The organism is Streptomyces sp. NEAU-YJ-81 (genome assembly GCF_017592595.1).
Classification (GTDB): domain Bacteria; phylum Actinomycetota; class Actinomycetes; order Streptomycetales; family Streptomycetaceae; genus Streptomyces; species Streptomyces hygroscopicus_B.
The window spans coordinates 19,694-44,656 of record NZ_JAGFNO010000017.1 but is presented as its reverse complement, the minus strand read 5'-3'; the positions used below and the strand labels follow the sequence as shown (position 1 = coordinate 44,656).

Here is a 24,963-nt window from a genome sequence, read left to right as displayed (position 1 = left end):
CATCCTCTTCGACCAGGTTCAAGCCCTCGCCGTGGGCAACCTCATCGGTCACGGCATCGACTGGGACGCCACCCGCCACACCCATCACGACCGTCGTAGGGCTCATGGTCTTGCTTCTTTCGCCGGTTCTCGCGGGTGAACGGGCGAACGGGCGAACGGGCGAACGGGCGAACGGGCGAACGATTCAGGAGGCGCTGTGCTCCGGGCCCGCGGTCGAGGGTGTGAGGATCGCGCACGTGGTGGTGGCAGACGGCCCTGGCGGAATCGCTGTCGGCAGGCGGCGCGGCCGACGGCGGGAACACCTCGACGCTGATCCAGACCTTTGGGCTACGAGCCGGGTGGCAGGAGTCCGCGGGCCAGGGTGAAGGCAGCCGTCGCGGTGGACAGGAGGGCGTTGATCCTCCCGAGGATGCGAGCCGTCCTGTCGGCATCCTGCGCGTCGACGGCCGCGGCCAGGTCGTCGGCGTACTCCCGCGCCCTTACCGCCTCATCGGACGTCGCGGTGTCCGCGTCCGTACGCAGGGCGTCGATCAGTTGCTGATGGGGGATGTCAGGCGCGTTCGCCCGGTTGCCGTAGCCACCGTGGACCACCGAATGATGGCTGTTGACGTTCGCCACGACGAAGCCGCCCGGTCCAGTGGAGATGTGCACCCCTTCGCCTCCCGTCCAGATGAACTTGCCCTCGTACTCGGTCCAGCCCTTGTACGTCACGCTGTACCTGCCGAACCGCCAACCCTCCACATCGATCAGCTTGTGCTTGAGCGGCTCGGCCAGGATGCGCATGGCATCCGCCCGATTCCATCCTCGCTGGGCGAAGTAGTCGGTCATCATCACGCGCCGACCCGGGTTCGCCGCGCGTCGGCAGATCTCGCGGAATGCCTGCCCCTGATACATCTCCAACTGGCCCGGGGCGACCGACAGCTCCGGCAGCCGCCGCCGATGCACGATGCCGCGGATCCATACGAAGAGGGCGTAGATCAACCAGCAGAGCAAGGCGATCACAACCAGCTCCGGTGCCAACTCCACGCTCGTCACCCTCCCCCCGTCGGCCCCAAGCCAACCCATTTTAGGACCAGTTGGTGCGCTGTGACCCCGCACTATCCAGTCCTGTCCTGACCTGTCCTGACCAGTCCTGGCAACGGGCTTCGGGGACAAGCGGCTACTGGGGCAGGGGGCGGTCGTGGACGACGTTCTTCATGACGAGGGTGGAGTTCAGGCGCTGAACGCCCGGGAGTTTGGCCAGCCGCTGGTCGTAGAGCTGCTGGTAGGCGGCCAGGTCAGTGGTGGCGACGCGCAGCAGGTAGTCGGGTTCGCCGAAGAGCCGCTGGGCCTGGATGACGTGCGGGATGGCGGCCACGGCCTCTTCGAAGGTGATGACGGTGTCGGCGTCCTCCCAGCGCAGAGTGGCGAAGACCACGGCCTCGAAGTCCAGGCCGACGGCGGCCGGGTCGACTACGGCGCGGTAGCCGCGGATGGCGCCCTCGCGTTCGAGGTCCCGCAAGCGGCGGTGGCAGGGCGAAACGCTCAGCCCCACGCGAGCGGCCAGCTCGGTGATCGTCAGGCGGCCGTCCAGCTGCAGCTCGGTAAGAATTTTCCGGTCCAGGGCGTCCATGGAGAAGATTCTCCCTCATTCGGCGCGATCACGAGGCTGGAGCGCAAACACTTTCGGGCAGATCGCACGTAATCTTCCCTCTCAGAGCAAGGAATGTGAGAGGGATCGATCGATGGACACGACGACGGTGGCGGCTTTCCTGGCAGTGGACCTGCTGCTGGTGTTCACCCCCGGCGCGGACTGGGCCTATGCGATCGCGGCCGGGCTGCGGGACCGTTCGGTCGTCCCGGCGGTCGCCGGGCTGATAGCCGGATACGCGGGGTACACGCTGCTCGCCGTGGCGGGCCTGGTCGTGATCGTGGCGAGTTCGGCCACGGTCCTCACCGTGCTGACCGTCGCCGGGGCCGCCTACCTGATGTGGCTGGGCTGGGGCGTGCTGAGGCAGCCCGCCGCTTTGACCGCGTCCACGGAGGCCATGGCCTCCTCACGCTGGCAGATCGCGCTCAAGGGAGCCGGTATCAGCGGCCTGAACCCGAAGGCGCTGCTGCTGTACTTCTCGCTCTTCCCGCAGTTCATCCACCCCTCGGACGGCTGGCCCGTCGCCGCGCAGACCGGGCTGCTCGGCACGGTCCACATGACGGCCTGCGCGGCCGTCTATCTCGCCGTCGGCGTCCTGGCCCGCACCGTGCTCAAGACCCGGCCCTCGGCGGCCCGGACGGTGACCCGGGTCTCCGGTGTCATGATGATCGCCATCGGCGGTCTTCTGCTGGTGGAACGCCTGGCAGGCTCGTGAATCCGCCCTGTCCGTACGAGCCATGCGATGTCCGCTGAAGGAGCAGTACGTGAAAGACCAGGCGCAGCAGGAACAGGCGAGCCCCGAGGTGCGCGAGCGTATCCGGGACAGCTTCGACCGGCAGGGGCTGATGAGCCACCTCGGGGCCCGGATAGCGCACATCGCGCCGGGCCGCGTGCACATCGTGCTCCCGGCCCGCCCCGAGGTGACCCAGCAGCACGGCTACGTCCACGCGGGCGCCACCAGCGCGATCGCGGACAGCGCCGGCGGCTACGCGGCCCTCACCCTGTTCCCCGAGGACGCCGAGGTGCTCACGGTCGAGTACAAGATCAACCTCCTCGCGCCCGCCGCAGGCGACCACATCGAGGCGGTCGGGACCGTTCTGAAGTCCGGACGTACCCTGACCGTCTGCCAGTTGGAGGTGTTCGGTGTCCAGGACAGCGGGCGGAAACTCGTCGCCAACGGGCAGCAGACGCTGATCCGGGTGCAGCGATCCGAGCAGTGAAGTCGCCGAAGCCCAAGGGGAGTCATCGTCCTGGCAGTTCCGTCCGCCATCGAGCCGGAGGTCGCGGCATGAGCACCATACAGATCTCGCAGCGCGCCCAGGCCGTAGCCCCGTTCTACGCCATGGAGTTCGGCAAGCAGGCCGCCGCGCTGGAGACCCAAGGGCATCACATCGTCAAACTCAGCATCGGCGAACCGGACTTCGGCGCGCCCCCGGCCGTCCTGGACGCGATGCGCGGGGCAATGGACGGACGGCCCATGCCCTACACCGAGTCCCTCGGACTGCCTGCTCTGAGGCGGGCCATCGCGCGGTTCTACCAGGATGAGCACGGTGTCGAGGTCGCTGCTTCCCGGGTCGTCGTGACGGCGGGGGCCTCGGCAGCCCTGGTGCTGGCCACGGCCGCGCTCGTCGATCCCGGCGACGAGGTGCTCATCGGCGACCCGTCGTACCCCTGCAACCGGCAGATCGCCGAGAGCTTCGGTGCCCGCGTCACGCTCGTACCCACCACGGCCGGAACCCGCTTCCAGCTGGACGCGGAATCGGTGCGCTCGCACTGGACGGACCGCACCCGCGGGATCATGATCGCCTCCCCCTCGAACCCGACGGGCACTTCGGTGCCGGCCGACGAACTCGCGGCGATCTGTGACGTGGCACGCGAGCGCGGCGCATGGCGCATCGTCGACGAGATCTACCTCAACCTCAGTGACCATGACGCACAGGGCCGGTCTCCGCGCAGCGCGCTGTCGTACGACCCCGACGCCGTCGTCATCAACAGCTTCTCGAAGTACTTCGGCATGACCGGCTGGCGGCTGGGCTGGTGTGTCGTACCCGAGACGCTCGTACCGGCGATGGAACGCCTGGCACAGAACTACTTCCTCTGCGCCTCCGCCCCCGCCCAGCATGCCGCTCTGTCCTGCTTCACCACCGAGTCCCTCGCGGTCTGCGAGGCCCGCCGCGTCGAGTTCGCCGAGCGGCGCGCGCTCGTCCTCGACGGCCTGGCACGGATCGGACTGCCGGTTCCCGTCCCGCCCGACGGCGCCTTCTACGTCTACTTCGACGTCAGCGGCACGGGGCTCACCTCATGGCAGTTCTGCGAACGGGCGCTCCAATCGGCACATGTCGCCCTCACTCCGGGCAGGGACTTCGGCGTCCACACGGCGGACAGCCACGTCCGCCTCTCGTACGCGGCGTCGGCCGACGAGCTCCGCGAGGGGATCGCCCGGCTCGGGACGTTCGTGGCCACGCTTCCGTAACGCGGGCGGTCAGTCGTGCTTGCTCACCGCCGCGTCGAGGAGGGGGCCGAGTTCCCGGGCCACAGTGGTCAGGGCCCGGACGTCCCGCTCGGCCCGGGCGATGAGAATCGCCCGTTCCAAAGCGCTGATCATGAGCGTGGCGAGCGCACCGGACCGCTCCTCGGGCACGTCCCGAGCGCTGAACCGAGCAACTGATTCCCGACGCGAACACGCTCCTGCTCCACGCGCGGCAACCCGCCCTGATCGACAGCGGTTTCGTCGGCCACGCCGAGGAGACCGCCGCCTGGGCCCGCGCCCGCACGGGAGACATCGCCCTGGTCGTGAACACACTCCTCCAGACTTCGTCCGGGGTGCCCCCTCCGCACCCCCGGCCACCTGGCGCTGTGGCAGCCGGAGGAGCGGCTCCTCGCCCTGATGATCCGTGGCGGCATCCCGGCCGGTGAGGTCGAGTCCTACCTGTCCGCGCGCGCGTGGCTGACCGACGCCGCACGGCTCCTGGACCGCGCACCCGAGGCGCTCGCCGCCGAGCTGATCGACACCATGCTCGGCAGCGGCGCCGTCGTTCTGCGCGACGGCCGCCTCCGGGCCGCCGCAGAGCACACCCCCGTCCCGGCGGAAGCACTCCGGGTGCCGTACCCCCGGGCGTGGCCGACAACGCGACCGCGCTGATCGACCGCCCCGGCGCACGGGAGATAGAGGCCGCACCTGCCGAAGCCCGGTACGCCGACTCCAGCCCGGCCCGTCAGAGGGCGTGTCGGCGGACCGCGTCGAGGAGCTGGTCGATGTCGTCGGCGCTGTGGGTGAAGCTGGTGACGAAACGGACCGTCCCCGGCTCCCAGCGGTCGTGGTGGAAGACGTAGCCGTCCGCGAGGAGTCCTTCGGTGACGTGCTGGGGCAGGCGGCAGAAGAGGATGTTGGCCTGGGGGGTGGCCAGAAGGCCGATGTCGGGGATGGCCTTGAGACCGTCGCCGAGCCGGGCGCACATCGCGTTGGCTTGGCGGGCGTTGTGCAACCAGAGGTCGTCGGTGAGGTAGGCGTCGAGCTGGGCGGCGTGGAAGCGCATCTTGGAGGCGAGCTGACCGGCGCGCTTGGCGCGGAAGCCGAGCTCGGTGGCGAGTTCGGGGTCGAAGGAGACGATGGCGTCGGCGGTCATCGCACCGTTCTTGGTGGCACCGAAGGACAGCACGTCGATGCCGGCCTTCCAGGTCATCTCGGCCGGGGTGGCGCCGAGGTGGTCCAGGGCGTTGGCGAAGCGCGCGCCGTCCATGTGGACGCGCAGCCCGGCGTCCTTGGCGATGGCGCACAGGCGGCGGATCTCCGCCACGGTGTAGACGCTGCCGAGCTCGGTGGCCTGGCTGATGCTCACCGCGGAGGGCTGCACACTGTGCACGTCACCGGCCTTGCGGCGCACCGCCGCATGCAGCGCATCGGGGTCGATCGTGCTGTTGTCGCCGGGAACGCCGACGAGCTTGGCACCGGCGGTGAAGAACTCGGGTGCGCCGCATTCGTCGTGGTTGATGTGGCTGTCGGGGTGGGACAGCACGCTGCCCCACGGCGGGGTGAGGGCGGCCAGGCTCAGACCGTTGGCGGCGGACCCGGTGGAGACCATGAAGACATCGACGTCCCGCTCGAAGATCTCGCTCAGCTTGCGGCGGGCGCTGTCGGTGAAGGGGTCGTTGCCGTACGGCAGGACCTGCCCGGCAGCCGCGTCGGCGACGGCCTGGACTATCTCCGGGGATGCTCCGGCCATGTTGTCGCTGATGAAGGCGCGGCCGGCGGGGGTGGTGGCGATGGTGGAGCTCATGAGTGGGTATTCCTTGGTGTCAGGTTCCGGTGGGGCCGGCGAAGACGACGGTGAAGTCCGCTTCCTGCGGTCCTCCTGAGCGAGGACACCCGCCTGCATACCGCAGGTGACCGGGGCTCGGCACCGGACCGAACAGAGCGAAGGCGCAGGCGCGGTCGGCGCGGAGAACCGACCAGGTCAGAGGGTGATGGTGCCGCGGATGTGGCTGGTGGCGGCGCCGCCGACCCAGACGGTGCCGTCCTCGTCGGCGATGACCTCGATGGTCCCGGCCCGACTCAGGCGCGCGCCCTGGGAGACTCGGTAGGCGGACGGCGCCGCACCGGTGGCGGTGAGCCACTGCCCGACCGAGGCGTTCATGCTGCCGCATACGGGATCCTCGGCCACGCCGACGCCGGGAGCGAAGGTGCGCATCTCGAAGTCGTGCTCGGATCCCTCGGGGTGGGCACCGATCGCACCGACCATCGCGTCCGGGATGAGGGACAGGTCGGGTTCGAGGGCGAGCACCTCCTCGGCCGTGGGCAACTGGACCACGGCCCAGCCGGGTCCGTTGTCGACCCGCTGGTGGGCGACGACACGATCCCGCTCGATACCGAACGCGGCGACGATCCGGTTCAGGTACGCGTCGTCGAGCGCGCCGTCGCGGACCAGCGGCGGGGCGGCGAACGACAAGGTGCCATCACCACGGCGCACGGTGACCAGGCCGGCGCCGCACTCCTGCACGATGCGGTCCGCGTGCCGAGGCGCACCCCCGTTGTCCAGCCACGCACGCGCCGAGCCGAGCGTGGGGTGCCCGGCGAACGGGAGTTCACCTCCAGGGGTGAAGATCCGCAGCCGGTAGTCCGCCTCCGGCGTGGTCGGGGGCAGGACGAACGTGGTCTCGGACAGATTCGTCCAGCGCGCCAGGCGCCGCATCTCCTCGTCGGTGATATCCGCCCCATCGAGGACGACGGCGACCGGGTTGCCCAGATAGGGGCTCGTGGAGAACACGTCGACCTGCATGAACGAGCGTGCGCGTGGCGTAGTCATCAAGGGCCTTTCGAAGCGGCGGAAGCGGCGAAGCGGTCTTCGGGCGTCCCGCGTGTCCATGGAAGCTTCATCCCAGCGGCTGCCCGCCCGGTGGAAAACAGCCAGTCACGACTGGGTGGACTGATTACTGGGGCGGGGAGAAAGCGGGCAGGATCCCGCACGATGGCGGCGCATCCCATGCTGACGCTCACGCCCGTCTCGACACCCACGTGCCGTGACCGCGTCCGAATACCGTCGGCCACCGGGGCAAACCATGGGCGGGGCACGATCATCTTATCGAGTTAATGCCAGCGGCTCTCCGAGGTCGAATGGGTGCACCGGCCGCTACTGTTCCCCGGGTCTGGACGGATTCCCGGAGGTTTGCCCCCTCCTTTCCTCTTTGCCGGTGACGCGCACGCACGCCAGCCATCGCCCTCACAAAGGAGAGCTCGCCCGATGACTGTTGGTACCAGCTCGGAAGCGCCTCTGGAGCCGCCTCGGCAGTCCAGCCTGAGCACGGCGGCCGCCCGCAACCTCGCCACCACGGCCAAGTCCGCCCCGCAGATGCAGGGGATCACCTCCCGCTGGCTGCTGCGGACGCTCCCCTGGGTGGAGGTCGAGGGCGGCGCCTACCGGGTGAACCGCCGGCTGAGCTACACCGTCGGCGACGGGCGCGTCGAGTTCGTTCAGGACGGTGCCGACGTCCGGGTGATCCCCCGCGAACTCGGCGAACTGGCCCTGCTGCGTGGTTTCGAGGACGTGGAGGTGCTGACCGCCATCGCCGACCGCTGCGTCCAGCGCGACTTCCGCGCGGGCGAAACGCTGGTGGAGCGCGGTAGGCCCGCCGAGGAGTTCCACCTGATCGCCCACGGCCGCGTCAGCCAGACCTCCGTCGGCCCGTACGGCGACGAGACCGCCGTCGCCGTACTGGCCGATGGCGACCGCTTTGGTGAGGGCGCTCTGCTGAACGCCGATGCCCGGTGGGACTACACCGCCACCGCCGAGACCGCCGGCACCCTGCTCACCCTGTCCCGCGCCGACTTCGCCGCCGTGCTGTCCGCGGCGCCGAGCCTCCAGGCGCACATCCGGGAGTTCAGTTCCCTGCGCGGTCACGCGCAGAACCATCGCGGCGAGGCGGAGATCGCCATGGCGGCCGGTCACACCGGCGAACCCGCGCTGCCCGGCACGTTCGTCGACTACGAACTGAAGCCGCGCGAGTACGAACTCTCCGTCGCACAGACCATTCTGCGGATCCACACGAGGGTCGCCGACCTCTACAACGAGCCGATGGACCAGACCGAGGAGCAGCTCAGGCTCACCATCGAGGCGCTGCGTGAGCGCCAGGAGCACGAGCTGATCAACAACCGGCAGTTCGGCCTGCTCCACAACGCCGACTTCAAGCAGCGCATCCAGCCCCACTCAGGCCCGCCCACCCCGGATGACCTCGACGAGCTGCTGTGCCGCCGCCGCGGCTCCAAGTTCTTCCTCGCGCACCCCAGGACGATCGCGGCGATCGGGCGGGAGTTCAACTCCCGCGGGCTCTACCCGACCCACGTCGACCTGGGCGGGCAGCAGGTCCCGGCCTGGCGCGGCGTCCCGATCCTGCCCTGCAACAAGATCCCCGTCACGAAGGAGAACACCAGCTCGGTCCTCGTCATGCGCACCGGCGAGGACAACCAGGGCGTCATCGGCCTGCGCCATACCGGTCTGCCGGAGGAATACGAACCGGGTCTGTCGGTGCGCTTCATGGGCATCGACGAAAAAGCGATCATCTCCTACCTCGTCACTACGTACTACTCCGCCGCCATCCTGGTGCCGGACGCGCTCGGTGTGTTGGAGAACGTGCAGATCGCCCGCAGCCGCGACTAGAGGTCCTGCCCCGCCCGGCGGCTACGAGCGCCCGGCGCTCCCAGCCGGCCGAGCATGCCCGTGATCCGGGACAGCCACCCACCCCATCGAGGAGCTATGGATGCCCGCGCCTGAGCCTTCCCCTCCGCAGCCGAGCCCGCCCGCGGCTGGTTCGCACTCCGGGGCGTTTGTCCTCGCTGAGGCCGCCGCCCGCGCCCGCGACATCAGGGCCGCCTTCGGCGGCGGCAGATCCCCCGCGCCGTCCATGCCCGCATCCCCTCCCGCCGACGCCCCTGCCACCGGTGCACCTGCCGCCGACGTTCCTGCCACCAGTGCACCTCACACCGACATTCCTGCCACCGAGGTGCGAACAGCGGGCGCCGACCTGGGTCGGATCCTGCGTGGCCCCAATGGCCTGGGCACGGTGGGCCTGCACCTGGCCCGGTGCGAGGGCGCGTCGGCGCCGGTGGAGCCGGTGGAGCCGGTGGAGCCGGTGGAGCCGCCGACGGCTCCGACGGAAGGCACCCCGGTCCCGGGCCTCTACCACCATCCGGTGCCGGAGCCCGACCCGGTGCGGGTGGAGGAGGTCAGCCGCAGGATCAAGACCTGGGCGCTGGACGAGGTCGATCTGTACCCGGAGGACTGGGAAGACCAGTTCGACGGCTTCTCCGTGGGGCGCTATATGGTCGCCTGCCATCCGGACGCTCCCACCGTCGACCATCTGATGCTCGCCACGCGCCTGATGGTCGCCGAGAACGCGGTGGACGACTGCTACTGCGAGGACCACGGAGGGTCGCCCATCGGCCTCGGCGGACGGCTGCTGCTGGCGCACACCGCCCTCGACCCCTTGCACACGACGAAGGAGTACCAGCCGCGGTGGGCGGAGTCGCTCCATTCGGACGCGCCCCGGCGCGCGTACCGCTCCGCCATGGAGTACTTCGTCCAAGCGGCCAGCGCCTCCCAGGCGGACCGGTACCGGCACGACATGGCCCGTCTGCACATGGGGTACCTCGCCGAGGCCGCCTGGGCCCAGACGGACCACGTGCCCGAGGTGTGGGAATACCTGGCGATGCGCCAGTTCAACAACTTCCGCCCCTGCCCCACCATTACGGACACCGTAGGCGGCTACGAGCTGCCGGCGGACCTGCACGCCACGCCCGCCATGCAGCGCGTCATCGCGCTCGCCGGGAACGCCACCACCATCGTGAACGACCTGTACTCGTACACCAAGGAACTCGCCTCCCCCGGGCATCACCTGAACCTGCCCGTGGTGATCGCCGAACGTGAGGGCATCTCCGACCGCGAGGCCTATCTGAAGTCGGTCGACGTCCACAACGACCTCATGCACGACTTCGAGGCCGAAGCCGCGGCCCTGGCCGCCGCCTGCCCCGTCCCGAGCGTGCAGCGCTTTCTGCGGGGCGTGGCCGCGTGGGTCGACGGCAACCACTACTGGCACCAGACCAACACCTATCGCTACAGCCTGCCCGACTTCTGGTAAGAAGAATGGACTTATCTGTGACCAGCACCGACCTCACCACCGACGCCGCCATCCCCACCAGCGCCACCTCCGTGTTCATCCCCGCCCCGGTGACGCCCTACCAGGGGGACATCGCCCGCTACTGGGACGGCGAGGCCAGGCCGGTGAACCTGCGTCTCGGCGATGTCGACGGCCTTTACCACCATCACTACGGCATCGGCGCTGTCGACCGCACCGCCCTCGGCGACGCGGAAGACAGCGCATCCGAGAAGAAGCTGATCGCCGAACTCCACCGCCTGGAATCGGCACAGGCCGAACTCCTCCTGGACCACCTCGGCCCCATGGAGCGCGACGACACGCTCGTGGACGCCGGCTGCGGCCGCGGCGGCTCGATGGTCATGGCCCACCAGCGCTTCGGGTGCAAGGTCGAGGGCGTCACCCTGTCGGCCAAGCAGGCGGACTTCGCCAACCAGCGCGCCCGCGAGCTCGGCATCGAGGACCACGTCCACGCCCGCGTCTGCAATATGCTCGGTACGCCCTTCGAGACCGGGCAGATCGCGGCCTCGTGGAACAACGAGTCGAGCATGTACGTCGACCTGCACGACCTCTTCGCCGAGCACTCCCGCATCCTCGCGGTCGGCGGTCGCTATGTGACCATCACCGGCTGCTGGAACCCCCGTTACGGCCAGCCCTCGAAGTGGGTCTCCCAGATCAACGCGCACTTCGAGTGCAACATCCACTCCCGCCGGGAGTATCTGCGCGCCATGGCCGACAACCGGCTCGTACCGCAGGCCGTCATCGACCTCACCGCCGCGACCCTGCCGTACTGGGAGCTGCGAGCCACGTCCTCACTGGTCACCGGCATTGAGGAAGCGTTCATCAACTCCTACAAGGACGGCTCCTTCCAGTACCTCCTGATCGCGGCCGACCGCATCTGACCGCCTCCTGGCACATCGCCCCGCCGCCCCGTCGCCATGTGGCGGGGCGACGTGCTGCCGGCCGGCTCTCGGGTTGTCTACGTACACTGACGGGCATGGCATGCCGCATCAGTGAACTGGTCCTGGAATGTGCCGACGCCGAGCGGCTCGCCGCGTTCTGGAGCGAGGTCCTCGGCTACGTCGAACTCGGCCGGGAAGACGACGGAAGCATCGAGATCGGGCCGCCCGACACCGGTTTCGGCGGCCTGCGGCCCACCCTCGTCCTCAGCCCCAACAGCGACCCGCGGACCGGGAAGCTCCCCCTGCATATCGACGTCAACGCCACCGACCGCGACCAGGACGCCGAACTGGAGCGGCTGCTCGCTCTCGGCGCCAGGCCCGCCGACGTCGGCCAGACCGGCACCGAGAACTGGCACGTCCTGGCCGACCCGGAAGGCAACGTGTTCTGCCTCCTGCACGCCCGGCTCCAATACCCCTGACCAGGGCGGATGCGGCCACCCTGGGTGCCCTCGGCCGGTGTCTCACGGGGTCTGTTCGTGGCCGGTGAGCATGTTGATCAGGCTGTGGGGTGCGCCCGCTCCGTAGAACATCTCGTGGACCTGGACTCCTTCGGTGGCGGCCGCGGCGCTGCGGGGGAACATGGCCTGCTCGTACTCGGTGAGCGCGGCTTCGACGTCCTCGGGGTGCGCGGCGAGGGCCTTGCCCAGTTCGGCGCCGTCGTACATGGCCAGGTTGGCGCCCTCGCCGTTCGGGAGCGAGAGGTGGGCGGCGTCGCCGAGCAGGGTCACCCCAGGCCGCCGCTCCCACCGGTGCTCGATGGGCAGGGCGTAGAGGGGCCGCAGGACCGGTGCGGTGTCACCGTCGGCGATCAGCGCGGTGAGTTCCGGTGCCCAGCCGTCGAACTCCTGCGCGATCCGTACGGTGGCCGCGGCGGAATCGGTGAAGTCGATGTCCGCGAACCAGTCCCGCGGCTGGGCGAGCATCATGTAGGCGTGCAGGGTGCCGGCCCGCTCCCGGTGAGCCAGGAATCCCTTGCCCGGCGCGAGCGCGAACAGCGACCCGCTGCCGACCGCTTTCGCACTGGCCGGATGCCGGGTGTCGGCGTCGAACAGGTAGGTCTCGACGAACGACATGCCGATGTACTCGGGTGCCGCACCGGAAAGCAGTGGCCGGACTCGGGACCACGCGCCATCGGCGCCGACCAGCAGGCCGGTGGTGACGGTGGTGCCGTCGGCGAAGGTCACCTCATGGCGGCCCTCACCGAGGGCACGGGTACCGCTGACCTTGTGGCCCCATCGGACGGTGCCGGCCGGGAGTGAGTCGAGGAGCATCTGCCGCAGCTCGCCGCGCAGCACTTCGGGGTTGCCACGAGTGCCGTCGTCGGCATGGTCGAACACGACGCTCCCGTCCAGGTCGAGAACCCGTATCGCCTGGCGGCCCTCCAGGATGAGGCTACGGAACTCGTTCATCAGGCCGGCCGCCCGCAAGGCGGGCTGTCCGCTGTCCTCGTGGATGTCGAGCATCCCGCCCTGCGCACGCGCCGTCGGAGAGATCTCCGCCTCGTAGACCGTGGCCGGGATGCCGTGGAGGTGCAGGACGCGGGCGAGCGTCAGGCCGCCGAGTCCGGCACCGATGATCGTGACGTCAGTGGTCATGCTGGTTCCTTGTTGTCGCACGCCTGCCGAATGGGCATCCGGCAGGATCTCTTGAAAAGTTCCAGACTCCGCCGACACGCCACCGACAACGCGACCGACAGCCACCGACAAAGAGCATGTGCGTACCGACGCCGCCGTCACCCCTGACGGGCGTAATCTGTGCATATGGGTGATGTTCGGTGCGGCTGGTGCGATGCGCCGCTACCGAATCAGGCCGGCCACAACCGGCGGTATTGCAGTCCGGCACACCGGCAGGCGGCCTGGCGGGCGCGGTGTCGATGGCCGGCGGCGGCCGAGTCGCGGCAGGCGATGGTGCTCGCGGGCGCGGATCTGCTGGACCGGGTTCAGGCGGCAGCGCAGCGGGCGGGTGAGCTGTGCCCGGCGCGGGAAGCCGCGGTGGGACGCCACTGTGCCGCGGTGGCGGAGGTTCCCGGACTGGCCGAGCGGTTGGTGCGGTACGCGGTGCTGGCCGATCGGCAGGCCGGGGTCGGCTGGGCGCGGATCGGCGCCGCCTTTGGGATCAGCGCCGAGGCGGCCAGGCGCCGCTTCGGGCGTGTGCGGCACGTCGCGGAGGAGGGGCAGGGGATGCGGGAGGATGCCTCGCCTGCCGCCGGCTCCGGTATGGAGCCGCTGGATGCGTTCCTGTGCACGGCGGTACGGGAAGCAGGCGCATCCGCGGGCCTGGTGTATCTGCTGCCGCCCGGCGGACAGGTGCTGCGGCTGGCCGTGATGACCGGGATGCCGCCGAAGATCGCCGAGCTCTGGGAGCGGTTGCGGCTTCCGGCTTCGGGTCCGGTGGCGGACGCGGTGCGTGAGCGGCGCCTGGTGTGGCTCGCCAGCCAGGCGGAGCTGGCGCGCCGCTACCCGAGGGCAGCGCTGGTATGGCCCTACCCGGTGGCGCTTGCCGCCGCACCGGTCACATCCGGCACCACTGCCTGGGGCGGACTGGTGCTGCTGTGGCCCGGTCCGCGCCGGCCGCACCTGAGCGCCCATGAGCGCGCCGTGATCGGCTCCACCTGCGACCGGGTGGGGGCGTTCCTGCGGCATGCCGCCGCGGACGGGCATCCGATAGCACCCGAAGAGCCGCATGCGGCGGCCCCGCCACGGACCTGGACCGCCGGGCCGGTCCAGGCACAGGCCGCGGTGGACTTCGCCGACCGCCTCCCGGAGGGCTGTTGCGCGCTGGACGTGGCGGGCCGGATCACTTTCATCAACGCCACCGCCGCCGACCTGGTCGGCGGGAGCGTCCCGGATCTGCTCGGCGCGCCGCTGTGGGAGGCGCTGCCATGGCTGGACGACCCGGTCTTCGACGACCGCTACCGGACCGCGGTGCTCGGCCGCCGGCCCACGTCCTTCACCGCCCTGCGCCCGCCGGACCGGTGGCTGTCCTTCCAGCTCTGCCCGGATGCCTCCGGTGTCAGTGTGCGCGTCTCCCCCACCGACAACACCGCCCCAATCGACCGCCCGGCACGCGGGGCGGACATCGCCACACCGACACGGTCCGGCAGGCTGTACGACCTGATGCACCTGGCCGGCGCGCTCACCGAGGCCGTCAGCGTTCAGGACGTGGCCGAGCTGACCGCCGACCTGATCCTGCCCGCCTTCGGCGCCCACGGCTTCGTCCTGTCCGTGGCGGAGGGCGACCGGCTGCGTGTCGTCGGCCACCGTGGATACCCATCCGAGGTCATCAATCGCCTCGACATCCCTCCCTTCCGGGACGACTCGGCCCCTACCGTGCGCGCCGTGACCACGGGAGCACCCCTGTTCTTCGCGTCCCCGCACGAGATGAATCAGCTCGCTCCCGACATCCCACGGCTGACCAAAAGGGCGGCCTGGGCGTTCCTGCCGCTGCTGGCCTCCGGTCGCCCGGTCGGCTGCTGCGTGGTCTCCTACGACCGGCCCCACGACTTCACCCCTGACGAACGCGCCGTCCTGACCTCTCTCGCCGGACTGATCGCCCAGGCCCTCGACCGCGCCCGGCTCTACGACGCCGAACACCAGCTTGCCCACGGTCTGCAGAGTGGCCTGCTCCCCGCCGCCCTCCCGACCGTGCCCGGGCTGGAGGTGGCGGCCCGCTATCTGCCCACGGCTCGCGGCATGGACATCGGCGGCGACTTCTACGACCTCATCCGCTGCGACGCCGCCACCGTCGCCGCGGCCATCGGCGACGTCCAAGGCCACAGCGTGAACGCCGCGGCCCTCATGGGACAGGTCCGCACCGCCGTCCACGCCACCGCCGGGGCACATCCCGGGGAAGTCCTCGCCCGCACCAACCGCCTGCTCACCGACCTCGACCCCGGCCTGTTCACCAGTTGCCTCTACGCCCACATCGACCTGGCACACCACGTCGCCCACCTGGCCACCGCCGGCCACCCGCCCCCGCTCCTGCGCCACCCCGACGGACACACCGAGGTCCTCCACCTGCCACCCGGCCTCCTGCTGGGCATCGACCCCGGCGCCGACTACCCGGCCACCGAGATCCCCCTGCCGCCCGGCGCCGTGCTGGCCCTCTACACCGACGGCCTCGTCGAGAGTCCCGACGTCGATCTCGACGACGCGACCACGCACCTCGCCGACCAGCTCACACAGGCCCGCGGCCAGCCCATGGACACCCTCGCCGACACCCTCATCCACCACGACCCGCACACCGATCCCCACAGCGATGACATCGCTCTGCTCCTGCTCCACCCGCAATCGGTCGTCGGCTGACAGAGCCATCGCCCGGCTCGCCGGGCCCGCGCCTTCAGCGTCGCGCTCGAGCGCTGTGCGGTGGGACGAGACGGTCGCCGGACACGAGCGTGCCGGCCTGCTTGATCTGCTGAAGCAGAGGAGAGACCTCCATGCTCTGGAGACCGGACAGCGACCCGATGCGGTCCGAGGTGTATTCGAACAGTTCGTCGAGGTCGCGGCAGTGCGCGACGGCATGGAGGTTGTAGGGCCCGGAGACGGCCGCGGCGAAGGCTATTTCGGGTTCCCGCGCGAGTGTGCGTCCGATGTCCTTGACCGCCGTCGGGTGCGCTCGGAGCCAAAGGTTCGCCCGCGCGTGATAGCCCAGTGCCGCCGCGGCGATCTCGACATCGATGTGGACGACCCGGCGCCCGAGCAAGGCTTGAAGACGGCGTGATGCACGCCCAGGCGTGAGGTTCGCCGCTGCGCCGAGGTCGACAAGACCGACGCGACCGTCTGCGGCGAGAAGGTCGAGCATCTTCTCGTCCTCGGGGCCGAGGTGCACGGGAACGCGAGGGACAACCGGGGATTCCGTGAAAGGGGCGCCATCGCTGCCGAGCATCGACTCCTGCTGTGGAGTCAGCGTGCCGCGTAGAGCCGCCCAATAGTGGCCGCGGCCTCCGACAAACTGACGGAGTATCGCGGACGCGTTGATGTCGATGACAGCCGCGGTGCGCGGAAGGCGCCGGCCGAGGAGGTCCTCGCGCTGTTCCCGAGTCCGCGACCGGACCGCGCAGGTGATTTCGGAGCCCGCGGCGCCGAGGGCCACCCAGCTGACATCGTCGCGCTTCGCGAGTGCGTCGGCGATCGCCGTAACGCTGCCGGGGCGGCACCGCAGTCGCACCAGCCACCTGCTCTGTCCCAGCGCCCCCGGATCGACGACACCGGCTACGCGGATGACGCCATCGGCGAGCAACCGACGATATCGGCGGCCGACGGCCCCCTCGGAGAGGCCGAGCACCGCCGCGATCGAGGCGAACGAGGCCCGTGGAGCCACCTGGAGTGCGCGAATGACTCGCACATCGTCGGGCTGCAGAGCGGCGGATTCAGCCATCAGCGCTCCTGTCATGAGGGCAATCGTACAAATCCGCGCCCCGGACGTGCCCCGAGTGCGATGGAGCGGCAAGGCTTGAGGCGCATCAGAAGCGCATGAGGGGTGCCGCTCGTCACAGTCGGCACTCCGAAACTCGAAATAAGGGGATGACACGGAATGTCGTCAACTGACGCGGACCGGCACACGCCAACCGCTCTCATCGTCGGGGCGTCGCGCGGTCTCGGACACGCGATGGCGGCCGAACTGTTCGACAGGGGATGGAACGTCATCGGCACGGTCCGGGACGCGACCGGTCGCACCCTCTTGCACGACCTCGCGGACCGCTCCGACGGGCGCGTCCGGGTCGAGCATCTCGACATCAACGAGCCCGCACAGCTGGCGCCCCTCCACGAGCGTCTCGCCCAACGCACATTCGACGTGCTCTTCGTCAACGCGGGGACCACGAACAACGAGCCGACGCCGATCGGTGCCGTTCCGACGGCCGACTTCGTGGAAGTGATGATCACCAACGCGCTCAGCCCGATGCGCGTCATCGAATCACTCGAAGACCTCGTTTCTCCGACCGGACTCATCGGGGCGATGTCCTCCGGGCAAGGCAGCATCACGAACAACACGACCGCATCGCGCGAGGTCTACCGGGGCAGCAAGGCGGCCCTGAACATGTTCATGCGCGGCTTCTCCGTCCGACAGGTCCAACAGCACGAGACCCGGCGCGCATTCGTCCTCATGGCGCCTGGCTGGGTCAGCACCACCCTGGGGGGACCGGACGCGCCACTCACCATCGGCGACAGCGTCCCGCGGGTGGTGGACGTTCTCCTGTCCAGGCTGGGGAAGCCTGGTCTCGAGTATCTGGATCGCTTCGGTCAGACCGTCCCATGGTGAGCCCGGCCCCGGGAGCGGGCACCGCTCAGTCCGCCCCGCCCGCGACAGCACCCCGTTCGATCGCCAGCCGGGTCAGTTCGACCCGCGTGTTGATATCGAGCTTGGTGAAGATGTGCTTCATGTGGGTGTTGACGGTGTGCACAGACACATAGAGCCGGTCGGCGATGGCGCGGTTGGTGAGACCGTCCACGACGAGCGGGATCAGTTTCCGCTCGGACTCGGTCAGGGTCCCCCACCCCGGGGGGCCGGTCGTGGGGTGCCGCGGGGCGCCGGTGCGTACACCGAGCCGGCGAAGGCGCCGCCTGATCCGTTCGTGATCGCGCAGGGCTCCTGAGGCCGACGCCAGCTCGCCCGCCTCTTCGAAGTGCGGGATCGCCGCCGTCGTATCGGCCGAGGTGTCCAGGAGCTCGCCGAGGTCCTCGCAGGCCGCGGCCAGGGCCAGCGGCCTGTCACCGCTCCGGTAGGCGGTGATCGCGGACGCCAGTGCGCGGGGGTCGCGGTGGAGCAGGCCGTCCACATGGGCGCGGACCGCCGCGATGATCTGCTGGCTGTCGTCCCGTGCGATCAGGGTGCGCAGTGCGTCGGACACGGCCTGCGCGGCCGACGAGTCGTTGCCACGCAGCGCGATGCGCACGATCCCGGGCCAGTGGGACGGGCCCACCGCGAGCAGCCGCGTCGGTTCACCGTCCCCGAAGCCGCCCGTGAGGGCCGCCGCCGCGCCGTCCTGGCCCTCCGCGTCCGCCAGGCAGGCGCGCGCGAGCACTACCCACAGGCCGTACCGCTGCGTGTGCGTGCCGGAATCGGCTTCGGCGGCGCGGAGATGGTCCCTGGCCCTGACGAGGTCACCGCGTCTGATCTCCACCAGTGCCAGTACGGAGTGGGCTCGCGGATTCGGGCGGGTGATCTCGAGTTCGTCCGCCACCATCAGACTGGCCTCGGCCTCCACGGCCGCGTCGTCCAGCGCTCCCTGTTCGAGGAGTGCGCAGGCGCGGGCGGCATGCCAGTGGGGAAGCGACCAGCCCAGGCCCCGCGCCTCGGCTTCGCGCTGTCCCTCCCGCAGAATCCGCCCGGTGTCCGCGACCCGGTCGGTGGCGGTCAGCACCATGGCCAGCCACAGCGCCGGAATCCGCGGGGGCCGCAGGTAGAACCCGGCGGATTCGGTGCCGGCGCGTCCGGCGGCCGCCTCCGCGAGCTCGATGGCGCGGGCAAGGCGCCCGCGGTAGAAGAAGGTCTGCGACTGGAACACCATGGCGCTGACGACGACGGCCGGATCGTCGCTGCGGTAGGCCGCCTCGACCAGGCCGGTGTCGGTCTGCTCGGCGGCGCTGATGTCCCCGAGGTACACATGGCCCGTGGCCTTGGTCTTCAACAGCCGGACGCGCACGTCGGGCGGCAGCTCGGGCAGGTCCAAAGCCTGCTGGAGGTGTGTCATCGCGGCGGCGTCGTCGCCCGCGGCCTGGTGGATCTCGGCGGCCACCAGGCGCAGGCATGCCTCCTGCAGCGGCTCGGGACCGTCCGACAGGGTGGCGTCGACCAGGCCGAGCGCCTCGTGAATCCGGCGGGTCCGGCCGAGGTACTCGGCGGCGTCGGTCAGCAGGGCGGTACGACGCCGGTCGTGCGGGTGCAGCAGTGAGGCGATCCGCTGGGCCAGGTCCGCGGCCGCGTCGGGGGCGGACGGCGACAGTTCCCGTACGGCGGTGGTCAGCGTGGTCACGGCGTCGTCGTCGACCGGGCCGCCCGACATGACGACGTGCCAGGCCACCTCGGCCGATCGGGCCCCGATGCCCCGCAGACTGTCGGCCGCCTCCCCGTGCAGAGCGGTCCGCACCGCCCGGGGCAGGTTCTCCTGGAGAGCCTGCCGTATGAGGTCGTGGCGAAAGGCGAGTCGCGGGCCGTCGGCCGAGAGCAGCCCGGCGCTCAGGGCGGCCTCGACGCCCGACAGCAGGCTGCCGACCCGCCTGCCGAGCATGCGGGCGGCCGTGCCGAGGTCGAATTCGCGGCCGAGGACGGAGCCGATCTGGAGGAGGCGCACGGCGTCCTCCGGGAGCCGGTCCAGACGCGCGGCGACACTCCGCCGGAAACCGGCGGGGATACCGGGGTGCGGGAGGCTCGCCACGCCCGCCTCCCCTGTGCCGGCGTCCGTGTCGGCGAAGGCGCGCACCAGTTCGAGCGCCAGGAACGGGTTGCCCGCGACGCCTCGCAGGAGCCGGGCCAGACCGGGTGACGGCCTCGTCCCGAGGACATCTGCCGCGATGTGCAGCAGCTCCTGCTGTGGCAGGGGGCCAAGGGTCAGCCAGCGGGCTCCGAGGCGTTCGAGGTCCTCCCGCACCCGGGCCACGGTCGGCCGCTCGGCTTCCGACCGTACCGCCAGCACCCACAGGATCCGCGAGGCGGCCAGTCGTCCGGGCAGCGTACGGAGCACGAAGAGGGTGGCCGGATCCGCCCACTGCGCGTCGTCCACGACCACGGCCACCGGGGCGCGCTGGGCCCGGGCCTCCAGAGCGTCCGCGATGCCGTCCAGCAGCCAGAGCCGCTGGTCGTCGGTGGCCGCGGCGGCGCGGTGGGCATCGTCGGCGGGCTGCAGGGCGGACTGCAGGGCGGCTCCCGCCGCGTACTGGTCGAGTTCGTCGGCCCGTACCGACACCACGTCGAACCCGAACCGCCGCGCCATCTCGTCCAGCTCCGCGAGCAGCCGGCTCTTGCCGACACCGGGCGCGCCCTCCACGACGACGTAGGCACCCCGTCCGCCACGCACCGCTTCCAGGTCCTCACGGACAGCGGCCATCTCGCGGTCACGTCCTCTGAGGGGCAGCCCGGCCGAGGCCCCCTTGCCGCGCCCACGCGCCCGGTCGCCCGCGGGGTCTGTGCTGCGCATGGGGCAAGCATGCCGCACGGCCATATCGCCCTCAACGCCGGTGCGCCCGTGATCGACTCTTTCACCCGGGTGATTCCCGCTGCCGCGCCGCCCTGTCACCCCACCGCGACGCATGCTCCGAACCGTCCAGATCTCTTGCCCCTGGAGAGGAGCACGACGTGCGTACAGGCAAGGAATACCTGGCGGCGCTGAACGACGGCCGCACGGTATGGGTGGGTGACGAACTCGTCGAGAACGTGGCCACGCACCCCAAGACCCGGGCGTATGCCCGCAGGCTCGCGGACTTCTACGACCTGCACCACCGCCCGGAGCTCCAGGACGCCATGACGTTCGTGGACGAAGAGGGCGTCAGGCGGTCCATGACCTGGTTCCAGCACCGCTCCAAGGAGGACCTGCGGCGCAAGCGGCGCTACATGGAGACGGTGCTGCGGGAGCTCGGCGGCGGGGCGACCCCGCGCACCCCGGACGTCAACAACTACGTCCTGCTGACCTACGTGGACGACCCGGAGCCCTGGAGCAGCCAGTCCGTCGGCACCGACGGGAGGGACCTGACCGAGGGGATCCTCGACTTCTGGCACGAGGTGCGGGAGAGCGACCTCAATACGACACCGGCGTTCGTCGACCCGCAGACGGACCGCTCGCGCGATGCCGCGCAGGCCGATTCCCCGGCCCTGCAGGTGGTCGGCACCTCGGACGAGGGCATCACCGTGCGGGGTGTGAAGGCGATCAGCACCGGCGCGGCCTTCGGCGACTGGATCCACATCGGCGTCTTCTACCGGCCGGGCATCCTGCCGGAACAGATCATCTTCGGGGCGGTGAAGCCCAACACCCCCGGGGTCACCATCGTCTGCCGGGAGAGCAACGTCCGGGACGGCGAGGACGTCGAGCACCCGCTCGCCTCCCAGGGGGACGAGCTGGACAGCGTCATCGTGTTCGAGGACGTGCTCATCCCCTGGAACCGGGTGTTCCACATCGGTAACCCCAAGCACGCCTCGCTGTACCCGCAGCGCGTCTTCGACTGGCTGCACTACCAGGCCCTGGTGCGGCAGATGGTGCGCGCCGAGCTGATGCTCGGTCTGGTCCTGCTGATGACCGAGCACATTGGCACCTACCAACTGCCGCCGGTGCAGACCCGTATCGCCCGGTTCGCCGGCTTCCACCAGACGATCAAGGCGCATGTGATCGCCTCGGAGGACGAGGGCTTCACCACACCGGGCGGCCTCTACAAGCCGAACGTCCTGATGTTCGACTTCGGGCGGGCGTTCTACCTCGAGAACATCGCCGGTATGGTCCACGAGGTCGTCGACCTGGCCGGTCGTGCCTCGCTCATCTTCCCGACCGAGGGACAGTGGCAGCGGCCCGAACTGCGGCCGTGGCTGGAGGCGCTGCAGACGGGACCGGTCGGCAGGCCGCACGACCGGCTGAAGATCAGCCGCGTGATCCGCGACCTGTTCCTGTCCGACTGGGGCGACCGCATCAGCACCTTCGAGAACTTCAACGGCACGCCCCTGCTGGCGATTCGCACCCTCACCATGAAGCGCGCCGAGATGTCCCCGGGCGGCAGCATGGCGGACCTCGCGCGCAAGGTCTGCGGCATCGAGCCGGCGCGCGACACCGAGGAGAAGGAGACCGCGTACACGGCCCAGGCGGACTACGCCCGGCGCCAGGACGCCTCCCGCAAGGACGCCTCGTAGCGGAATGCCGGGGCCCGGATCAGAGCACACCGCACTCCCGGGCCCTGGCGATCGCTCCGCTCCTGTCGTGCGCGTCGAGCTTGCGGAAGATCGCCCGTACCTGTGTCTTGACGGTGTTGTGGGACACATAGAGCTCGGAGGCGATCTCCCGCAGGGTCAGCGGACCGCACAGGGCGCGGAGCACTCGGCGCTCCCCCAGCGACAGCTCCTGGGAGCCGGGCACGGCGGGCGGCACGACCGCCTCCCCGCCGACCCGCCTCAGCAGATCCGTCAGTACGCCGGGAGACTCACACCGGTCCGCCGCCCGCTCGGCCGCCTCTCGGGCGTCCAGCGAGGCAGCCACGTTGTGCCGCGCGTTCTCCAGTCGCGCCCGCGTGACGTGGTACAAGGCGCGTACGTGGGGTTCGCTCCCGGTCCGGGGCGAGCCCACCAGCGCCGCCTCCGCGTCGGCCAGAACCCGTTCGGCCTCCTCGATCCGTCCCTCTTCGAGGAGGAGGTCGGCCCGGCCGATATGAGCGGGCACGGAAACGAAGTGCCGGCCCAGGCCCGCCATCGTGGCCGCCTCCAGGGCCTCATCGCCAAGAATGCGTGCCGCCTCCTGCCGACCGGCCATCAGCGCGCACAGCGCCCGCAATCCCAGCGCGCGAACGAGCGCCAGGCCGTGCCCGGCGGCGTGCGCGTCACGGGTCGCCTCGCCCAGCAGCGCCTCCGCTTCCTCGTACCGGGCGGTCCACAGCAGAGCGGCGCCGCGGGCCGTACAGCCCAGGGCGCGCCAGGACGTCAGCGGCATGGCGCCGGCGACGGCGGATTCGCCGAGGCGGTCGGCGGTCAGGACCTCCCCCTTCAGACAGCAGGCCACGGCCTGAGCGACGGCGGCGGCGTCGGACACCGTGCTGCCCTCGCCCACCGTCTCGGGTCCCGTCGCTCTGAGCTGGGCCACGTCCAGCCAGCGCCGGGCCGTCTCCGGGGCGCCCCCTGACAGAGCCGCCATCGCCGCCACGACGCACAAGCGTGCGTCGGCGGCGACCGTGCGGGGCGGCAGGAGGCCCAGCCACTGCGAGACCCGCGCACCACGGCCCGCCGAGATCGTCTTCTCCCACGCGCCGAGGATCGAGGTGACGGCCGCCGGCTCGTCGCCGCCCAGCACCCAGTGCCGTACGGCCGCGGTCGTCTCCCCCTGCCGCGCGTACCACTGGGCCGCGGACCGGTGCAGGGACCCGACGGTGTCCGGCCCCTCGGAGGTGAGGACGTCGGACAGCAGCGGAGCCAGTGCCCGGTGATGCCGGTACGCCGACGGGTCGGCGGCCACGGGCACGAGCAGTTGCACGGTCCGGGCGAGCTCGCGCAGCAGTACGCCCGCCCGGTCCCCGGCGAGGGCCTGGCACGGCCCGGTGCTCAGCTCGTCGAGCACACTGGTACGCAGCAGGAACTGGCGCTGTTCCGTGGTGAGCCGGAAGAGCACCTCGGTGGCCAGATACTCGGCCACCGCCTGCCTGCCGTGCGCCACGTTCCCCGCCGTGTCGGCCGGGTTGGCCGAGCGGGCGAGGGCGCGCCCCATGATGCACAGTCCCGCCGCCCATCCCTCGGTGGCCTCGTACAGCGCGCTGGAAATGTCCACGGCCGGAGCGGACCCGAGCAGGCCGGTGAGCACCGCCTGTGCTTCGCCGGGGGTGAAGGCCAGGTCGTGCTGGCCGAGTTCGGCGGTCAGACCCCGGGCGCGCAGGGTGGGAACGGGCCGTCCGGGAACGTGCCGCGTCGACAGCACGGTGCGGAAGCCCTGGGGCAGCCTGGTCAGGAAGTCCGCCAGGCTGCGGACCGCGTCCGCGTCCGTGATCGCTTCCAGTCCGTCGAGGATCAGCGTGAGCGGCCCCTCGCCGCCCAGTCCCGCCACCAGGCTCGGCAGGATCTCCTCCAGCCATGCGTCGAGCGTCCACTCGTCGCTGTCGAGGCGCACGGGCAGCTCCGGTCGTACGTCCCGCAGCGCGCGCAGGATGCCGGCCCAGAGCCGGCCCGGGGCGTTGTCGTACCCGTCCAGGCTGAGCCAGGCGCACTCTCCCCGGGCCGCGGGGCCGCGCGACCACTCGGCCAAGAGCACCGTCTTGCCCGCACCGGCCGGGGCGGACACCACCACCACGGGCTCGGTCGCCGCGTCGAGCCGGCGCAGCAGACGCGGGCGGGTCAGCAGATGCGGGGGCTGAACCGGGGGATGCAGCTTGAAGATCGGCACGGAGTTGGTCATGGCACCTTTACGTGGAGTCGTCGGGACGGGCTGAGCCCCCGACGTCCTTGGCTCGCCTCGCGAGAGCCGGACGTCGGGGGCGGCGGGGCCGGTCACGGGCCCCGCGGCGGCCTCCTTCGGGCCGCTGCCACACGCGCTAGTGGGGAGCCCTGAGCGTGCCGAAGCCGCCCGCGAAGTGGAGCAGCGGCCGGCACTCCGTCCGGTGGTCGCAGTAGCGGACGTCACCCACGAAGATGGTGTGATCGCCGCCGGGGAGCGCCTCGGCGACATCGCACACGATCACCGCGATGGCGTCTTTCAGCACGGGCACACCGTGGTCGTCGAAGGTCTCGACGCCCGCGAACTTGTCCGGCTTGGACGCGGCGAAGTTACGCGCCAGGGCCTCGCTGTCCTCGCCGAGGACATTGACGGCGAAGCGGCCGTGCTCCGCGATCGCGGTCCGTGTGTACAGGTGGTTGGCGATGCACACGAGCAACTGGAGCGGATCCAGGGACAGGGCGGACACGGCGCTGGCCGTCATGCCGATGGGCGTGTCTCCTGAGCGTGTGGTGATCACGCTGACGCCCGTGGCGAGCCGGCTCATCGTGGCTCGGAAACCGACCGTGATGTCGAGGGTTTCAGTCATCGGGGGACCTCCGTGAGAGTGGGGCTGGACCCTGGTG

At 70.6% G+C, this 24,963-nt stretch carries 20 protein-coding genes and 1 pseudogene; 11 read left to right on the top strand and 10 right to left on the bottom strand.

Annotated elements, in window-relative coordinates:
- Positions 1-327: 327 nt before the first annotated feature.
- Positions 328-1,026 carry a hypothetical protein gene (locus J5X86_RS30130; RefSeq protein ID WP_208519856.1) on the bottom strand — a complete coding sequence of 233 codons (699 nt, stop codon included), beginning with the start codon at positions 1,024-1,026 and terminating at the stop codon, positions 328-330.
- A gap of 133 nt (positions 1,027-1,159) precedes the next feature.
- A complete protein-coding gene (locus J5X86_RS30125) occupies positions 1,160-1,612 on the bottom strand; it encodes an Lrp/AsnC family transcriptional regulator (protein WP_208519855.1) in 453 nt (150 codons plus the stop codon).
- 112 nt (positions 1,613-1,724) lie between these two features.
- Between J5X86_RS30125 and J5X86_RS30120 the strand changes: the two genes are divergently transcribed.
- From J5X86_RS30120 to J5X86_RS30110, 3 genes are all read left to right on the top strand, one after another.
- Positions 1,725-2,345 carry a LysE family translocator gene (locus J5X86_RS30120; RefSeq protein WP_208519854.1) on the top strand — a complete coding sequence of 207 codons (621 nt, stop codon included), beginning with the start codon at positions 1,725-1,727 and terminating at the stop codon, positions 2,343-2,345.
- Positions 2,346-2,367: 22 nt separating this feature from the next.
- Complete coding sequence (locus J5X86_RS30115) at positions 2,368-2,850, top strand: PaaI family thioesterase (RefSeq protein WP_243981826.1); 483 nt, start codon at positions 2,368-2,370, stop codon at positions 2,848-2,850.
- A gap of 77 nt (positions 2,851-2,927) precedes the next feature.
- Positions 2,928-4,103, top strand: a complete 1,176-nt coding sequence (locus J5X86_RS30110) for a pyridoxal phosphate-dependent aminotransferase (RefSeq protein WP_208519994.1) — start codon at positions 2,928-2,930, stop codon at positions 4,101-4,103.
- 9 nt (positions 4,104-4,112) lie between these two features.
- Here the strand turns inward: J5X86_RS30110 and J5X86_RS30105 are convergent.
- Positions 4,113-4,271, bottom strand: a pseudogene (locus tag J5X86_RS30105) (TetR/AcrR family transcriptional regulator); the annotation flags it as partial.
- A 246-nt stretch (positions 4,272-4,517) separates the two neighbouring features.
- Between J5X86_RS30105 and J5X86_RS51095 the strand changes: the two are divergent.
- Positions 4,518-4,772, top strand: coding sequence for a hypothetical protein (locus J5X86_RS51095; RefSeq protein ID WP_243981824.1), 255 nt, complete (start codon positions 4,518-4,520; stop codon positions 4,770-4,772).
- A 73-nt stretch (positions 4,773-4,845) separates the two neighbouring features.
- On the opposite strand, the gene J5X86_RS30095 is transcribed toward J5X86_RS51095, so the two are convergent.
- Positions 4,846-5,907: a low specificity L-threonine aldolase gene (locus J5X86_RS30095; RefSeq protein WP_208519852.1), complete on the bottom strand. Its 1,062-nt coding sequence runs from the start codon at positions 5,905-5,907 to the stop codon at positions 4,846-4,848.
- 177 nt (positions 5,908-6,084) lie between these two features.
- Positions 6,085-6,906 carry a PhzF family phenazine biosynthesis protein gene (locus tag J5X86_RS30090; protein ID WP_243981823.1) on the bottom strand — a complete coding sequence of 274 codons (822 nt, stop codon included), beginning with the start codon at positions 6,904-6,906 and terminating at the stop codon, positions 6,085-6,087.
- Positions 6,907-7,368: 462 nt separating this feature from the next.
- On the opposite strand from J5X86_RS30090, the gene J5X86_RS30085 reads away from it, so the two are divergent.
- The 4 genes from J5X86_RS30085 to J5X86_RS30070 all read left to right on the top strand — a co-directional run bounded on the left by J5X86_RS30085 (position 7,369) and on the right by J5X86_RS30070 (position 11,654).
- Positions 7,369-8,781 (top strand): family 2B encapsulin nanocompartment shell protein, encoded by a 1,413-nt coding sequence (locus J5X86_RS30085; RefSeq protein ID WP_208519850.1) that lies wholly within the window; start codon positions 7,369-7,371, stop codon positions 8,779-8,781.
- Between the two features lie 100 nt (positions 8,782-8,881).
- Positions 8,882-10,258, top strand: coding sequence for a family 2 encapsulin nanocompartment cargo protein terpene cyclase (locus tag J5X86_RS30080; protein ID WP_208519849.1), 1,377 nt, complete (start codon positions 8,882-8,884; stop codon positions 10,256-10,258).
- A gap of 17 nt (positions 10,259-10,275) precedes the next feature.
- Positions 10,276-11,175: a geranyl diphosphate 2-C-methyltransferase gene (locus J5X86_RS30075; protein ID WP_208519848.1), complete on the top strand. Its 900-nt coding sequence runs from the start codon at positions 10,276-10,278 to the stop codon at positions 11,173-11,175.
- Positions 11,176-11,270: 95 nt separating this feature from the next.
- Complete coding sequence (locus tag J5X86_RS30070) at positions 11,271-11,654, top strand: VOC family protein (RefSeq protein ID WP_208519847.1); 384 nt, start codon at positions 11,271-11,273, stop codon at positions 11,652-11,654.
- A gap of 42 nt (positions 11,655-11,696) precedes the next feature.
- On the opposite strand, the gene J5X86_RS30065 is transcribed toward J5X86_RS30070, so the two are convergent.
- Positions 11,697-12,830, bottom strand: a complete 1,134-nt coding sequence (locus tag J5X86_RS30065; RefSeq protein WP_208519846.1) for an NAD(P)/FAD-dependent oxidoreductase — start codon at positions 12,828-12,830, stop codon at positions 11,697-11,699.
- A 309-nt stretch (positions 12,831-13,139) separates the two neighbouring features.
- Here J5X86_RS30065 and J5X86_RS30060 point away from each other — a divergent pair, with 309 nt between their 5' ends.
- Positions 13,140-15,539: a SpoIIE family protein phosphatase gene (locus J5X86_RS30060; protein ID WP_208519845.1), complete on the top strand. Its 2,400-nt coding sequence runs from the start codon at positions 13,140-13,142 to the stop codon at positions 15,537-15,539.
- 34 nt (positions 15,540-15,573) lie between these two features.
- On the opposite strand, the gene J5X86_RS30055 is transcribed toward J5X86_RS30060, so the two are convergent.
- Positions 15,574-16,626, bottom strand: coding sequence for an Lrp/AsnC family transcriptional regulator (locus tag J5X86_RS30055; protein WP_243981819.1), 1,053 nt, complete (start codon positions 16,624-16,626; stop codon positions 15,574-15,576).
- Positions 16,627-16,767: 141 nt separating this feature from the next.
- Between J5X86_RS30055 and J5X86_RS30050 the strand changes: the two genes are divergently transcribed.
- A complete protein-coding gene (locus tag J5X86_RS30050; RefSeq protein ID WP_208519844.1) occupies positions 16,768-17,493 on the top strand; it encodes an SDR family NAD(P)-dependent oxidoreductase in 726 nt (241 codons plus the stop codon).
- Positions 17,494-17,518: 25 nt separating this feature from the next.
- On the opposite strand, the gene J5X86_RS30045 is transcribed toward J5X86_RS30050, so the two are convergent.
- On the bottom strand, positions 17,519-20,368 hold the full coding sequence (locus tag J5X86_RS30045) for a LuxR family transcriptional regulator (protein ID WP_208519843.1): 2,850 nt from the start codon (positions 20,366-20,368) through the stop codon (positions 17,519-17,521).
- A 158-nt stretch (positions 20,369-20,526) separates the two neighbouring features.
- Here J5X86_RS30045 and J5X86_RS30040 point away from each other — a divergent pair, with 158 nt between their 5' ends.
- Entirely contained in the window at positions 20,527-22,062 is a 1,536-nt protein-coding gene (locus J5X86_RS30040) for a 4-hydroxyphenylacetate 3-hydroxylase family protein (protein WP_208519842.1), read from the top strand.
- Positions 22,063-22,081: 19 nt separating this feature from the next.
- Here J5X86_RS30040 and J5X86_RS30035 read toward each other — a convergent pair whose 3' ends face one another.
- Together J5X86_RS30035 and J5X86_RS30030 are read right to left on the bottom strand one after the other, a co-directional pair.
- Positions 22,082-24,301 carry a LuxR C-terminal-related transcriptional regulator gene (locus J5X86_RS30035; RefSeq protein WP_208519841.1) on the bottom strand — a complete coding sequence of 740 codons (2,220 nt, stop codon included), beginning with the start codon at positions 24,299-24,301 and terminating at the stop codon, positions 22,082-22,084.
- 136 nt (positions 24,302-24,437) lie between these two features.
- On the bottom strand, positions 24,438-24,926 hold the full coding sequence (locus J5X86_RS30030; protein ID WP_137964328.1) for a flavin reductase family protein: 489 nt from the start codon (positions 24,924-24,926) through the stop codon (positions 24,438-24,440).
- Between the last annotated feature and the right edge of the window lie 37 nt (positions 24,927-24,963).

Coding starts and splice junctions, on each gene's coding strand:
- J5X86_RS30125 (WP_208519855.1), bottom strand. CDS start 1,612: ATGGACGCCCTGGACCGGAAAATTCTTACCGAGCTGCAGCTGGACGGC.
- J5X86_RS30120 (WP_208519854.1), top strand. CDS start 1,725: ATGGACACGACGACGGTGGCGGCTTTCCTGGCAGTGGACCTGCTGCTG.
- J5X86_RS30115 (WP_243981826.1), top strand. CDS start 2,368: ATGCGATGTCCGCTGAAGGAGCAGTACGTGAAAGACCAGGCGCAGCAG.
- J5X86_RS51095 (WP_243981824.1), top strand. CDS start 4,518: ATGATCCGTGGCGGCATCCCGGCCGGTGAGGTCGAGTCCTACCTGTCC.
- J5X86_RS30095 (WP_208519852.1), bottom strand. CDS start 5,907: ATGAGCTCCACCATCGCCACCACCCCCGCCGGCCGCGCCTTCATCAGC.
- J5X86_RS30090 (WP_243981823.1), bottom strand. CDS start 6,906: ATGCAGGTCGACGTGTTCTCCACGAGCCCCTATCTGGGCAACCCGGTC.
- J5X86_RS30085 (WP_208519850.1), top strand. CDS start 7,369: ATGACTGTTGGTACCAGCTCGGAAGCGCCTCTGGAGCCGCCTCGGCAG.
- J5X86_RS30080 (WP_208519849.1), top strand. CDS start 8,882: ATGCCCGCGCCTGAGCCTTCCCCTCCGCAGCCGAGCCCGCCCGCGGCT.
- J5X86_RS30070 (WP_208519847.1), top strand. CDS start 11,271: ATGGCATGCCGCATCAGTGAACTGGTCCTGGAATGTGCCGACGCCGAG.
- J5X86_RS30065 (WP_208519846.1), bottom strand. CDS start 12,830: ATGACCACTGACGTCACGATCATCGGTGCCGGACTCGGCGGCCTGACG.
- J5X86_RS30060 (WP_208519845.1), top strand. CDS start 13,140: ATGGTGCTCGCGGGCGCGGATCTGCTGGACCGGGTTCAGGCGGCAGCG.
- J5X86_RS30055 (WP_243981819.1), bottom strand. CDS start 16,626: ATGACAGGAGCGCTGATGGCTGAATCCGCCGCTCTGCAGCCCGACGAT.
- J5X86_RS30050 (WP_208519844.1), top strand. CDS start 16,768: ATGTCGTCAACTGACGCGGACCGGCACACGCCAACCGCTCTCATCGTC.
- J5X86_RS30045 (WP_208519843.1), bottom strand. CDS start 20,368: ATGCGCAGCACAGACCCCGCGGGCGACCGGGCGCGTGGGCGCGGCAAG.
- J5X86_RS30035 (WP_208519841.1), bottom strand. CDS start 24,301: ATGACCAACTCCGTGCCGATCTTCAAGCTGCATCCCCCGGTTCAGCCC.
- J5X86_RS30030 (WP_137964328.1), bottom strand. CDS start 24,926: ATGACTGAAACCCTCGACATCACGGTCGGTTTCCGAGCCACGATGAGC.